Source organism: Mesorhizobium sp. M0960 (assembly GCF_040319055.1).
Lineage (GTDB): Bacteria > Pseudomonadota > Alphaproteobacteria > Rhizobiales > Rhizobiaceae > Mesorhizobium.
The window spans coordinates 65,883-79,266 of the sequence record NZ_JAMYNN010000023.1 but is presented as its reverse complement, the minus strand read 5'-3'; the positions used below and the strand labels follow the sequence as shown (position 1 = coordinate 79,266).

The following is a 13,384-nucleotide window of genomic DNA, read 5'->3' as shown; positions in this document are numbered from 1 at the left end:
GTCCAGAAGTTCCTTCTCAATAGCCATGCGATGATTCTCTCCTTTCCATCATCATGGCCTCGCGCACAGAATTCCCGACAGTCCCTCGATCTCCCGGTCGGCAGCCTGGATCTTCAACTAGGCGGAAGAGAACCCCGACGAGATCGTCGCCGCCCTCTGTGAACCTACGAGGCCAATCATCAAACTCATTGAGGTTTCGCCAACTATCGGGACCAATCGAGTGATTTTCGCACCTCGCGACGTTCGGCGACGCGCTCAGGTCGTCTCAAAAAGGACCGTCACCGCCCCAGCTAAGGCATTAGCCAGAGGCCATAGCGATCGACAAGTAACCGGTGTTGCACACACTCTGCCGCAGGCGGTGTGTTGTGAGCGCTGGCGTCCACTCGATTCCTGCCGAAATTCCGGCTAGCTTGGGCGATAGATGGCTCAGTTCTGGTCGGTGAATCATAATCAGACCGCCCGTCAAGAGATTGATGGGCAGCACTTTTGGTCCCCCAAGACCGAGAGCAATGGCGCGCGAAATGAGTTCTACAACAACATGCGCCGTGCGACGCCCGGTGACCCTGTCCTTTCGTATACCGATCAAGCAATTGACTATACGCGCAGGATAGCGGAATTCGCTTTCACCGCTCGGAAACCAATCAAGTTCGGAGAGGCCTTATTGGAATCAAGAGCGATGACTTCTGCCGATCTTTTGGACACCGCTTTCCCCTTCGATCCATCCCAAAACAACAACAGGGAGTCTCGACCCGCTCCCGCCGAGGCGATATTTGCCAATCCATCTAGTTTCGGACTCAGGCAATCAGAAAGTTATCTGACAGGCATTCCACAGAAGTAATACAAATTGAAAATCGCGGCCTCATGTTTCAAAACCAGGATGGTTTCGAAGCCGGCGGGTCGCTCACGGTCCTCAAAGCGAGAATTCTAAGAGACGTTCAACAATGACCCAGCACGCAGAAAACGCTCGAATTCTCATGTACAGCCACGACACGTTCGGGCTCGGCCATTTGCAGCGCTGCCGGACTATCGCGCATTCGCTGGTCGAGGATTTCCGCGGACTTCAGGTGCTTATCATTTCGGGTGCGACTATCGCTGGCGCCTTCGACTACCGCGCCCGTGTCGACTTCGTGAAGATCCCCAGCGTCATCAAGCTGCGCAACGGCGAATACACCTCGCTGGAAAAGGACATCGATCTGCATGAGACGCTAAGGATGCGCCAGTCGATCATCCGCCATACAGCTGAGACCTTCCGGCCGGATATCTTCATCGTCGACAAGGAACCGCTCGGCCTGCGCGGTGAGATCGAGGACACGCTGTCCTACCTCAAGACGCGGGGCACCACTCTCGTGCTTGGCCTGCGCGAGGTAATGGATGCGCCGCATCTGCTCGAAGCAGAGTGGGCACGCAGGGATGTGATGCGCAAGATAGGCCTGTTCTACGACAAGGTCTGGGCCTATGGCCCGCCGGATTTCTACGATCCGTTGACCGGCTTGGATGTGCCGCCGGCTGTCAGGGCAAAGATGAGGTTCGTCGGTTTCCTGCAACGGAGCCTGCAGCGGAACGAGTTGCCCGGCCACCGGCCCGAGGGCGACTATATCCTCGTTACTACCGGTGGCGGCGGTGACGGCGCCGAACTGATCCACGACGTCATCGATGCCTATCAGCAGGATCCGCAATTGCAGCATAGGGCCCTGATCGTGCTTGGGCCTTACATGCCGGCGCGCAAGCGCAACAAGCTGCTCAAGAAGGGGTCCAAGATCCCCTACATCAAGATCATCGAGTTCGACAACCGCATGGAAGACCTGATTGCCGGCGCCAAGGCGGTAGTGGCGATGGGCGGTTACAACACCTATTGCGAGATACTGTCTTTCGACAAGCCGGCGCTGATCGTGCCGCGCGTCGAGCCCCGCCAGGAACAACTGATCCGCGCTCGGCGCGCAGCCGAACTTGGCCTCATCGAGATGCTTTTGCCGGAGGAAGCCAAGGATTCCCAGCGGTTTGCCGATGCACTGGTGGCGCTGCCGGACCGGCCCCACCCATCACAGAGCAATCCGCATCTGACGCTGGAAGGGCTGCCTCATATTTCCGAAATCGTCGCGGAACTGCTCGACCGGCGGGCCGGCCATCACCTTTCGGTCATTGAAGGAATGACCTGAGTTGCAACATCGCAAGATCGTCGTGGTTCTGAAGGGCTATCCGCGGCTGTCCGAAACCTTCATCGCGCAGGAATTGCTCGGTCTGGAGCGTGCAGGGTTCGACCTGATACTCGTCGCGCTCAGGCGGCCGACCGACGAAAAACGCCACCCCGTGCATGACGAGATCAAAGCGCCGGTCCATTATCTGCCGGAATATCTGCATGAAGAGCCGCTGCGCGTGCTTCGCTCGCTGTTTGCCTATCTGCTGCGGCCGTGCTTCTGGCGCACGCTCGGATCGCTGGCTGCCGATCTCCCCCACGACTTTACGCGCAATCGCGCGCGCCGCTTCGGGCAAGCGCTCGTGCTGGCGGCCGAATGGCCGGAAGACGCGGGCTGGCTGCATGCACATTTCGCGCACACACCGGCATCGGTGACGCGCTATGCCAGCCAGCTTCGTGGCCTGCCCTGGACCTGCTCGGCCCATGCCAAGGACATCTGGACTTCGGCGGACTGGGATCTGGCCGGCAAGCTTTCCTCGGCGCGCTGGACGGTCACCTGCACGAAAACCGGCTTCGACCGTCTGAAAAAACTCGCTAACGGCAACTCGTCTATACATCTGAGCTATCATGGGCTCGACCTTGATCGCTTCGGCAGTTTCGGCGAGGCGCGAAAGCAGCATGACGGCTCGGCGCCGGACGAACCGGTTGTCGTTCTGAGTGTCGGGCGCGCCGTTGAAAAGAAAGGTTACGATACGTTGCTGCAGGCCCTTGCCCTGTTGCCCGGTGATTTGGCGTGGCGTTTCGAGCATATCGGCGGCGGCGAGGAACTGGAGCGGTTCAAGGCGCTGGCGCAAAAGCTCGGACTGGATGGTCGCGTCTCTTGGAAAGGCGCGCTTGCGCAGGAGGAAGTGCTTGAGCACTACCGCCGCGCCGACATCTTCGCCCTGGCCTGCAGGATCACCGCAAATGGCGATCGTGACGGTCTGCCGAATGTTCTGGTGGAGGCGGCCAGCCAGCGGCTTGCCTGCGTGTCGACCGATATTTCCGGCGTGCCGGAGCTTTTATCGCCGGATGAAACCGGGCTGCTGGTTCCGACGGAAAACCCAATTGCCCTGGCACAGGCGCTGGAGCGCCTGATCCGTGATCCCGTACTGCGCGCCCGCCTCGGCGACGCCGCAGAGCGGCGCGTGCGCGGCAATTTCGATCATATGGCAAGCATTGGACAGCTCAAGGAACTGTTCGAGCGGGAGTGGCGGGCCGCCGAATGAAGCGGCTGCGCGCTTTCTTCTATGTCCAGCACCTGCTCGGCATCGGCCATCTTGCGCGCGCCAGCCGCATTGCGGCGGCTCTGGTCGATGACGGGTTTGACGTGACCGTCGTGACCGGCGGAGCGCCGATCGCCGGGTTTCCGGGACTCGGTGTAAAATCTGTAATCCTGCCACCTGTCACCTCCGGTGATGAAGGATTTTCCGGACTTGTCGACCTGGAGGGCAACCCGATCGACGATGATTTCAAGAAATGGCGTTCAGAGATGCTGCTGCAGGCATTCCGGGATTGCAGGCCTGATATCGTCATTCTCGAGGCGTTTCCATTTGGACGCCGACAGATGCGTTTCGAACTCTTGCCGCTGATCGAGGCCATCGACGCGACGTCGCCCAGACCGCTGCTGGCGACGTCCGTCCGTGACATCCTTCAGGAGCGCGTCAAGCCGGGCCGAAACGAGGAAACGGTCGATCTCATCAACAGGCATTTCGACCTTGTTATGGTCCACGGCGATCCGGCGTTCGCAACCATCGACAAGACATTTCCGCTGGCTGGGACGATCAGGGCCGAGGTCACCTACACAGGGCTCGTTGCCGCGCCGCCCTCACCCGCGGCCTCCGAGCGCTTCGACGTTCTGGTGTCGGTTGGCGGCGGGGCTGCCGGAAAGAGCCTTGTCAGCTCCACGATCGCAGCGGCGCGGAATGCCAACAACGCTCGGAAATGGTGTTTGATCACCGGCCCAAACCTGCCGAAAGACGAATTTGACGCGATCGCACGCGATGCCACGCCGGGCCTGTCCATCTTCCGGTTCCGCGAGGATTTCGCCAGCCTGCTGACAGGCGCCCGCCTGTCCGTCTCGCAGGCGGGTTACAACACGGTCTGCGATGTCCTGCGCGCGGGTTGTCGCTCCCTGCTCGTTCCATTTGCAGCCGGCGGGGAAACCGAACAGACGGTTCGCGCCCTGATGCTCGAAGAACTCGGTCTTGCAACGGTGCTGATGGAAAAGGACCTAACGCCTGAAGGTTTGGCGCAAGCGATCGAACAGGCGCTTGTGAGACCGACGCCATCCGCGCATCGTCTCGATCTGGAAGGCGCGCGTCGCTCCGCGCAAATCCTGCACGAGCGGTATCGAACATGGTCCCTAAAAGTGGAGCCCGGTTTCGGAAAAGCTCATGATCAAACAGACGATAGATCCTAGTCCTACTGCGTTACTGACTCAGTAGGACTAACGCACGTCGCGTCTGGTGAGTTTCGTGCGACGCGCTTCAAGTCCTGTTTTATGCATGTCGTTGTCCGAAAACCGCTACGCACTTTTGGGCGAAATACATTAAACAGTTCCAATCAGCATGAAGCGCGTATAATTTTTTGTCGGCAGTTCGCCGGAGAACCGCACCTCCCGTAGCGCCGCCATTGCTTCGAAGGTTGCAAGTGAAGCCACGCAGTTGATGTGCGTCGGCTCGCTGAAATAATCGTTCGATTGCAGCAGTACATTCGTGCCCCGCGGAAGCAGAGCAAGCCAGGCGCGCAGATCGGCTATGTGTTCGCAGCTCGTATTGACTATCAGGTCGGGCCGGACGGCCGCATAGTCGAGTGCGTACATATCTGCCGTTAGCGCCCGGAACCGGTCGCCGGCTTCCCGGTTGAGGGTCCGGGCGACCGGCGCGACTTCGGGATCGATGTCGATGCTATCGACCGCCGCGATGTCGAAGCGGGCGTCGTTGAAAAGCATTGCCGGCAATACGCCGTACCATCCACCCAGAACCCATATGCGCCCGAACCGGCCGCCGCAGCTTTCGAACAGCCTGTCGAGCGCCCACATCTTGCAGGCGACCTGCTTGTGGTTGAAGGCGTTGGCGATATCGGCCTTCGGATGCTTGGTGACGACGCGCGCCAGCCCTGCCACGAGAGGGCAGTTGACATAAGCAGCAATTCCCCGCGTGAGGTCCAAGGCTTGCTCGTGCCAGTCCATACCGGCATTGCGTGGTTGCGTGACATCCATCATATTTGTCTTGTATGTTGGGATTTCGGGCGACACAACGCAATCTTGCCTCCCGCAAGACTGTTTGATTCCGCGGACGTGATTATGCTGCAAGCCGCTTGGCTATTGCCCGGTGCCGGAGAGAGCCTGTTGCATCTGTCCGGATCATCGGCGTCCATCCGCCAGCACCAGCCGCCCAGTTGCGGCCTCGTGCTGCTCGGCTATTCGCCAACGCCCTGCGGAAGCCGCGAACCGTCTGGCCAGCTGCCTTCTTCGCTGATCAACAATGCCCATGTCGTTGTCATCGACCATGCGCCGGAACTGGATCGCGCCGCCTCGCAGGTTCCTTGCATCGTTGAGCGCAGGACAATGTCCGTGCACTGCAGCTTCGACTTTGTCGTTGGCGACGAAGAAATTGCCGATACGCCATTCGCCAGCAGGTGCGTTTACATCCTGCATCCTTTCAACTGAAGGGTCCGCAGTCGCATATGGAACCCAGCCTAGCCCGCTACATCTGGACGCACACCAAGAAGCAGCAGCTCTGGATATTGATGATCGTCGTGCTTTCGATGGTCCCGTATTTCATGTCCTTCGACCTACCGAAGCTGATCGTCAACGGCCCGATCCAAGGTAGGGGCTTCGAGCAACCGGGCGCGACCCAGCCATTCATGAGGCTACACTATAACCTGCCGTTCATTGGAGAGGTCCAGTTCTTCTCCGGTTTTCAGCTCGACCGCAAGGAGACCCTGTTTGCCCTGAGCCTTGTGTTCCTCTTGCTAGTCGTCATCAACGGCCTGTTCAAATTCTACATCAACACCTACAAGGGCCGCCTCGGCGAACGCATGCTGCGACGTATCCGCTTCGATCTGGTGGACCGTGTGCTGCGTTTTCCGCCGGTCTACTTCAAGCGGGTGAAATCCGCCGAAGTGGCGACCATGGTGAAGGACGAGGTAGAGCCGCTGGGCGGCTTCATCGGCGACGCCTTCCTGCAGCCGGTACTGCTCGGCGGCCAGGCGGTGACGGCCATGCTGTTCATCATGATCCAGAACGTCTGGCTCGGAATGATAGCGGTCGTGATCGTGGTGATCCAGATCGTACTCATCCCGCGAATGCGGCGGCGGCTGATCGTGCTCGGGCGCCAACGGCAGTTGACGGCGCGCGCGCTTTCGGGCCGGGTTGGCGAAATCGTCGACGGCATCGGCGCGGTTCACGTCCACGATACATCAAACTACGAGCGCGCCGACATAGCTGCCCGGCTCGGGCTCATCTTCAAGATCCGCTTCGATCTTTACCAATGGAAATTCATGGTGAAGTTCCTCAACAATTTTCTCGCGCAGCTCACGCCCTTTCTGTTCTATATGATCGGCGGGTATCTGGTCATCCAGGGGAGGCTGGACGTCGGCCAGCTCGTGGCCGTGATCGGCGCCTACAAGGACCTGCCCGGACCGATGAAGGAACTGATCGACTGGGATCAGGATCGGCAGGATGTCCAGGTCAAATATCAACAGGTCGTTGAACAGTTCACCGTCGAGGGTCTCATCGCGCCGAAAATCGGGGCATTGACGATCGACGATCCTGATCCGATGACCAATCCCCTATCGGCGATCAATCTGTCTATAGCAGACGATGGCGGTGCAATGCTCCTCAACCGTATCTCCCTCCAGGTCAAGCCGGGTGAGACGGTGGCGCTGGTCAGTACCGCAACAGGTGGAGCGGAGGCGCTTGCAGAAGCCTTCGCGCGGCTGAACTGGCCGGACAGCGGAAGGGTCGCTTCGGGTACCGACGACCTGCTTGAACTTCCCGAGGCAGTGACCGGCCGGCGCATGTCCTATGCCTCGTCGGATGTTTTCCTGTTCCAGGCAAGCCTCCGCGACAACCTGCTCTACGGGTTGAAGCATGCGCCGCTGACATCGGTGCCTTATGACGGTGCCGCGGCAGACCAGCACCGCTGGAATATCCACGAGGCGCGCCGGTCGGGCAATCCGGATCTCGATATCCACAGCGACTGGATCAACTATGCTTCCGCCGGGGCTACCGGCCCGCACGACCTCTTTGAAGCCGTGCGCCGGGTGCTCGACGCGGTTGTTCTGTCGCGCGACATTCTGGATCTCGGCTTGCGCTCTTCGGCCGACCTCACGCGTCACACGGAGCTTGCCAGGCGGATCGTTGAACTGCGTGCGGCGCTGCGAACCCGGCTGGAACAAGAGGGGCTGAGCGGACTGGTGGTTCCTTTCGAACCGGGCGCCTACAACAAGGAAGCAACGATCGGCCAAAACCTGCTCTTCGGCGCTGCCGCCGGCCCCGAACTGGCCGACAGGGCCCTGGCGGCCAATCCCTATTTTGCTTCTGTGCTGAGGCAAGCCGGCCTCGACCGCACGCTCTACGAAATGGGCTTGGAGATCGCCAAACAGGCGATCGAGCTGTTTGCCGACCTGCCGCCCGATCACCAGTTCTTCCAGCAGCTCGCCTTCATGAGCGCCGAGGAGATACCCGCCTACGAAACCTTGCTACAACGGCTCAAGAACCGTCCTCACGAGGCGGTTTCAGAGAACGATCGCGCCATGATCGTCACCTTGAGCTTTGCCTACATCGAGCCCCGGCATCGCTTCGGCCTGCTGAGCGACGAGCTGATGAGCAAGATCGTCGCTGCACGCAGCCGGTTCTATGAAAACCTGCCGCCCGAACTGCAAAATGCGGTCGAACGGTATGACCCTGCCAAATACATTGCCGCGGCCACCGTCATGGATAACGTCCTGTTCGGGCGTGTGGGCAACAACCATCCCGACGCACCGGACCGCATACGCTCCATCGTCTATGACATTCTTGACGAACTGGGGCTTTATGCCGAACTTCTGGATGTCGGCCTGGACTTCAACGTCGGCTCCGGCGGCAGGCGGCTGACCGGTGGACAGCGACAGAAGCTCGATGTTGCCCGGGCCCTGCTCAAGCGTCCCGATTTTCTCATTCTCAACCGGCCACTTTCGGCGCTCGACCAGCGCATGCAGGATAAGGTGCTGCGAAACGTGCTCGAGGAAGCCAGGCGCGACGGCCATTCGCCGGCAATTGTATGGGTCGTGACGAATCCAGCAATGGCGATGATGTTCGATCGCGTTATCGTCTTCGACTCGGGTCAATTGGCGGAAGACGGAACACACGAGACACTTTTGGCAGGGAACGGTATCTTCAAGGAACTGTTGTCATAGAGCAACGGACATTCAGATGGGATCATTCTGCCGGTGCACGACATCGGGCTCGCCACCTTTCGCGTGGTTTGTCTCGCCGTCTCGAAAAGAGAATTGATTCCATCTGGGCGTCCGTTGCTCTAGTCTGGCAAACGCGAATTTTGGAAGGTTTGCGACAATGCTGCTCAAGGATGAAGTTGGAATGCTGCAACGCGTTCCCTTGTTCTCTGCCATCGAGCCGACAAAGCTCAAGCTGCTTGCGTTCACATCCGATCGTGTGAGCTACAGCGCCGGCCAGATCCTTTTCCGGCAGGGCGACGAGGGAGACGCCGCCTATGTCATCCTTTCAGGCAGGGCGGATATTCTTGTCGATTCCGACAGCGGACCGATAAAAGTTGCCGAACTGGAGCCAAATTCGATCGTTGGCGAGATCGCCATATTGTGCAACAGCTCCCGCACTGCCACCGTCAGAGCGGCAAGTCCGCTGGAAGTCCTGAGAATCCGCAAGGATCATTTCCTGAGGCTTATGAGGGAGTTCCCGGAAATGACCATCGAGATATTGCGGGTTCTTGCCGATCGCCTAAGCCATACAACCGCGGATCTGATCGACGCACGAAGCGCCAAATAACGAAGGACGTGCGCTCGATCCTCGCCGTCGTGACGGCACTGTCCTCTCGCTGAGAAGATCACCCGGAGAAAGCCTGTCTCGCCTAGCAGCAGTTGTTTGGATATGATGGGCGAAGGGGTAGCATGGACGACAACGTTTTCCTGGTCAGGTTTTGGGGTGTCCGCGGCAGCATTTCGGTATCAGGGCCAGAATTCTCTCGCTATGGCGGCAACTCAATCTGCGTCGAGATGCGATGCGGTAAGCATACGCTTCTGTTCGACGCAGGCTCTGGCCTACGGCCTGCCGGCGCGGCGCTTCAGGCGTTGGGCGTCACCGATTTCGACCTGCTTTTCACCCATTGCCATTACGATCACATCATCGGGCTGCCGTCTTTTGCGCCGATCTATGACCGGGGCGCCAAGGTTACGCTTTGGTCCGGGCATCTTGCAGGACACATGACCACCCGGCAGATGATCGATGAGTTCATGCGGCCGCCGTGGTTTCCGGTGAAACTGGAGATCAGCAAGGCAAGCCTCGACTATCGCGATTTCGTATCCGGAGACGTGCTTCGCCCGCGCGAAGGGGTGGTGGTCCGAACCGGCAGTCTTATCCATCCGGGCGGCTGCATAGGCTACCGGGTCGAATGGGGCGGCCGCGTCGTGGCGGTGATCACAGACACTGAGCACGAGCCGGACAAACTCGATCAGACGGTGCTCGGCCTGATCGAAGATGCCGACCTCGTCATTTACGATTGCACCTACACCGAGGAGGAAATGGAACGCCGCCGCGGTTACGGGCACTCGACATGGCAACAGGGCGTCAAGCTCTGTGAGGCGGCCGGTGCGCGGGGGCTTGCGCTGTTTCACCACGATCCGACACGCACCGACAAGGAACTGGACAAGATCGAGAAACTGGCCAAGGACAGGTTTACCGGCGCTTTTGCCGCGCGGGATGGCCAGACGCTCAAACTTCCAGTCTCATTGCGCAAAAAGCGCTGAGCTATTTTCCTCTAGAGCGCTTCACCGTTTCACAGAAACGGCGAAGCGCTCTATCTCTTTGTTTTGACGCAATTCCAGACGGAAAATCGTTCACACTTTTCCTGGAATTGCTCTACCGGCGCTGCGCCCGATCAATGTCCTGATCGGAAGCCATGCGCAGGCTTCAGTCCGTGCGGTGACGGCGAACAGCCGTTCGAGGAAAAGCCAGGCCGATTCATCGTGTACGAGATGGTGGGTGAGCAGACCGACCGGTTCGCCGCCATCGAATGCATGCTGCAATTGCGCGATGATAGCCTGAACCAATAGGCCGTGATCGCGGCAGCCGCGCGTGCCATGCCAATCCATGATGTCGACATTGCTGTTGATGACCGCCAGTGAAGCACGCCTCGGCGGCCCATAGACCGACAATGCCGCAAATCCTATCGATCCAAGGTCGGATACCAGGCCGGCGTCGATCCTGTTCCAGGGTGGCACCAGCATCGGAACGGTACGTGCGCCGTGCAGGCCGGTTACGTGCGACAGCCCGCGAGCCAGATCATTGAGCACCGCCTCGCGTGGCCGATGCGCGCCGAGCTCCTGCTTTTTCTGGTCCTCGGGCGCATGATTTCGGTGCGCCCAGCCATGGATGGCGACCGTGGCATGCGGCGCCTCGTCAAGCCGGACGACAAGCTTCTCATCAGTCAGGGCCGGAATGACGGCCAGAGTCACCGGAACCGCGAATTCACCGGTGAGGTCGAGCAGCCGATCAAGCGCAGGCGTCGGATCCACGGCGTCATCGTCGCGCAGCCAAAACTCTGCCTTGCGATTTGCCCGTTGCCGGCACGCCAGTTCTTCCACCAAGGGCTGCCAGATCTGATCGGATGTCATGAAACCGGGATCTTCGCAAGGAGTTCGGCCAGCCGCGCCACTGCAGCACCGAGGGAACGTTCTTCGAGGATGAAACGTCTGGCTTCCGCGCCCATGATGGTTCTTTCGTCGTTACGGGCCAGAAGCCTTTCAATGGCAGAAGCGAACGCCGCCACATCGCCCGGCGGGGTGAGAAACCCGGTCTGGCCATCCCGCACGACCTCCGGCACGCCGGCGATGTCCTGAGCCACCACCGGAAGGCCGGCGGCCTGTGCTTCAAGATAGGCAACGCCATAGGCCTCGCCGCAACCCGGCCAGACGTAAATTCCCCCACTGTAGAGGACATCCGGCACGGCGGCTGGCTCAATCGCGCCAAGCCATTCGATACGGTCGGCGGGCAAGCCGGCGAATTGCGCTTTGACCTCGTCACGGGCAGGCCCATCCCCGACGACCGACATGGTCCAGGGCAGATGGCCGATCGGACCGAGCGCTTGCGCCAGCATGCGATAGCTTTCGACTTTGTCGCCCGGGCGCATCATGGCGACGGTAACGAGGCGCGTCGGACAACTCCGTGCCGGCGTTTCCCGGAATACCGATGTGTCGATGAAGGGCGAAAGCATGCCGAAAGCGGCGTCGGGAATCGCATCTGCCAGTCCCTGACGATCCCTTTGCGTGAAGCAGATGTTCAGCGCTGCCTGTTCGACGGCTCGCGCCACCAACGCTTGCGTATCGGCCCACAAACCGGTGTTGCGCCGCCTCGAATAGGAGGCTTCCGCTGTCACATAGGGGACACCAAAGGCCAACGCCAGCTCGGGCCCGATCAGGTCGGGCGCCTTGTAATAGGGATGATAGGTGAACCACAGACCGGGCTTGCCGTCACGATCCCAAAGCCTTGCCAGCCGCGCGGCTTCCTCCCGGGCCTCGATCTTGAGCGCGTCGAAACTTTTCGAATCCGGTTCGCGTAGATAGAAGCGTAATTCGGATGCTAGTTCGACGCTATGCCCTCCATGCTCCAGCGCCTTGACCAGCATCCGTGCCATCTGGCGGTCGCCGGAGGCAACGGGATGATTGGGCGACTTCAGCGGCGCGTAGAAGGCAATTCGCATCGCCGGACCCTATCATCGGAAAGCCTGCGCAAGTCAATTTCGAAGCATGATCGACTTCACCTTCAAGCAGTGGAATGTGCTATCTGATGCTCATGGAAACAGCTGCCGCGTCCGATCCGTTTGTCGCTTCCCTGCCGGTCTTCGCAAAGTTCGAAAGCGTTGCCGATATCGATAACTATCGGCCTCTCCCCGATGGCTGGGCGCTGGCCACCGCCGACATCGTCGGCTCGACCAAGGCGATCGGGGCTGGGCGCTATAAAACCGTCAATATGGCCGGTGCCAGCGTCATTTCGGCGCTGCTCAATGCGCTGGGTCGGCAAGATCTTCCCTTTGTCTTCGGCGGCGACGGCGCGCTCGTGGCATTTCCCGGCTCGGCGCTGGAGATCACCCGCAACGCGCTGGCGGCTGTCCAGAGATGGGTGGCGGACGAACTCGACCTGACCTTGCGTGCCGCAATCGTGCCGATAAAGGATATCAGAGCGCAAGGCCTCGACGTTCGCGTGGCGAGGTTCCAGGCCTCCGAAGCGGTCTTCTATGCCATGTTCGCCGGCGGTGGCGGCAGTTGGGCGGAAGCCGAGATGAAAGCGGGGCGCTACCGCATCGATCCTGCGCCGGCCGGCGCGCGGCCGGATCTGACCGGCCTCTCGTGCCGCTGGAACCCGATCGAAGCCCGGCATGGCGAAATCGTCTCGATCATAGCCATACCGGGGGCGTCGCGCGACGTGCGCGATTTTCAGTTTCTGGTTTCCGACATCATCGCCCTTGCCGGCAGGCAGGAACGCGATGGCCACCCGGTGCCGGTGAACGGACCGGACTACAGTTTGCTGCCCGCCGGCCTCGATATCGAGGCGCGCGCCACGGCGCCGGCAGGACGGCGATGGCTGTCGAAGCTGTGGATAGTGTTCCTGATGACGCTTACGGCTGTTACCGATAGATATGGCTGGACGATCGGCAAATTCGATCCGAAGATCTACAAACGCGACGTGGCCAGCAATTCGGATTTCCGGAAGTTCGACGACGGCTTGAAGATGACCATCGACGTTGACGCGGATGTGTTGCAACGGATCGAGAACCGGCTGAAAAAGGCGGAAGAGGCGGGCATCTGCAACTATGGCCTGCACCGCCAGAAATCGGCCTTGATGACATGCCTCGTCGCCTCGCCGCTGCAGCGCGATCACGTTCATTTCATCGATGGCGCCGCCGGCGGCTATGCGATGGCTGCAGCAAGCCTGAAGGCGAAGGTGCCGGTCTGACAGCTTGCGGACATCGA

12 protein-coding genes are annotated in these 13,384 nt (G+C 60.0%); 9 read left to right on the top strand and 3 right to left on the bottom strand.

Annotation, left to right across the window (positions count from 1 at the left end; translation table 11 throughout):
• The first annotated feature begins 421 nt into the window (after nucleotides 1-421).
• The 4 genes from NKH63_RS27970 (at nucleotide 422) to NKH63_RS27955 (ending at nucleotide 4,595) form a co-directional block, all read left to right on the top strand.
• A complete protein-coding gene (locus NKH63_RS27970) occupies nucleotides 422-838 on the top strand; it encodes a hypothetical protein (protein WP_352919705.1) in 417 nt (138 codons plus the stop codon).
• Nucleotides 839-941: 103 nt separating this feature from the next.
• Nucleotides 942-2,156 carry a glycosyltransferase family protein gene (locus NKH63_RS27965; protein WP_023716538.1) on the top strand — a complete coding sequence of 405 codons (1,215 nt, stop codon included), beginning with the start codon at nucleotides 942-944 and terminating at the stop codon, nucleotides 2,154-2,156.
• Nucleotide 2,157: 1 nt separating this feature from the next.
• Nucleotides 2,158-3,402: a glycosyltransferase gene (locus NKH63_RS27960; RefSeq protein WP_352482310.1), complete on the top strand. Its 1,245-nt coding sequence runs from the start codon at nucleotides 2,158-2,160 to the stop codon at nucleotides 3,400-3,402.
• Nucleotides 3,399-4,595 (top strand): glycosyltransferase family protein, encoded by a 1,197-nt coding sequence (locus NKH63_RS27955; RefSeq protein WP_352482311.1) that lies wholly within the window; start codon nucleotides 3,399-3,401, stop codon nucleotides 4,593-4,595. The genes NKH63_RS27960 and NKH63_RS27955 overlap by 4 nt, the downstream gene beginning before the upstream one ends.
• A gap of 129 nt (nucleotides 4,596-4,724) precedes the next feature.
• Here the strand turns inward: NKH63_RS27955 and NKH63_RS27950 are convergent, their stop codons facing one another.
• Entirely contained in the window at nucleotides 4,725-5,396 is a 672-nt protein-coding gene (locus NKH63_RS27950; protein WP_031193291.1) for a class I SAM-dependent methyltransferase, read from the bottom strand.
• Between NKH63_RS27950 and NKH63_RS27945 the strand changes: the two genes are divergently transcribed.
• From NKH63_RS27945 to NKH63_RS27930, 4 genes are all read left to right on the top strand, one after another.
• Nucleotides 5,382-5,846 (top strand): hypothetical protein, encoded by a 465-nt coding sequence (locus NKH63_RS27945; RefSeq protein ID WP_352482312.1) that lies wholly within the window; start codon nucleotides 5,382-5,384, stop codon nucleotides 5,844-5,846. The two genes, NKH63_RS27950 and NKH63_RS27945, sit on opposite strands and share 15 nt — an antisense overlap.
• Before the next feature lie 17 nt (nucleotides 5,847-5,863).
• Nucleotides 5,864-8,578 carry an ABC transporter transmembrane domain-containing protein gene (locus NKH63_RS27940; RefSeq protein ID WP_352909440.1) on the top strand — a complete coding sequence of 905 codons (2,715 nt, stop codon included), beginning with the start codon at nucleotides 5,864-5,866 and terminating at the stop codon, nucleotides 8,576-8,578.
• 157 nt (nucleotides 8,579-8,735) lie between these two features.
• Nucleotides 8,736-9,185 (top strand): cyclic nucleotide-binding domain-containing protein, encoded by a 450-nt coding sequence (locus NKH63_RS27935; protein ID WP_254023581.1) that lies wholly within the window; start codon nucleotides 8,736-8,738, stop codon nucleotides 9,183-9,185.
• A gap of 122 nt (nucleotides 9,186-9,307) precedes the next feature.
• Entirely contained in the window at nucleotides 9,308-10,162 is an 855-nt protein-coding gene (locus NKH63_RS27930) for an MBL fold metallo-hydrolase (protein ID WP_352482314.1), read from the top strand.
• Between the two features lie 90 nt (nucleotides 10,163-10,252).
• Here the strand turns inward: NKH63_RS27930 and NKH63_RS27925 are convergent, their stop codons facing one another.
• Entirely contained in the window at nucleotides 10,253-11,029 is a 777-nt protein-coding gene (locus tag NKH63_RS27925) for a polysaccharide deacetylase family protein (protein ID WP_352919701.1), read from the bottom strand.
• Nucleotides 11,026-12,114, bottom strand: coding sequence for a glycosyltransferase family 4 protein (locus NKH63_RS27920; RefSeq protein WP_352590464.1), 1,089 nt, complete (start codon nucleotides 12,112-12,114; stop codon nucleotides 11,026-11,028). The genes NKH63_RS27925 and NKH63_RS27920 overlap by 4 nt, the downstream gene beginning before the upstream one ends.
• A gap of 92 nt (nucleotides 12,115-12,206) precedes the next feature.
• On the opposite strand from NKH63_RS27920, the gene NKH63_RS27915 reads away from it, so the two are divergent.
• Nucleotides 12,207-13,367 carry a DUF3095 domain-containing protein gene (locus tag NKH63_RS27915; RefSeq protein ID WP_352590503.1) on the top strand — a complete coding sequence of 387 codons (1,161 nt, stop codon included), beginning with the start codon at nucleotides 12,207-12,209 and terminating at the stop codon, nucleotides 13,365-13,367.
• Nucleotides 13,368-13,384 lie beyond the last annotated feature (17 nt).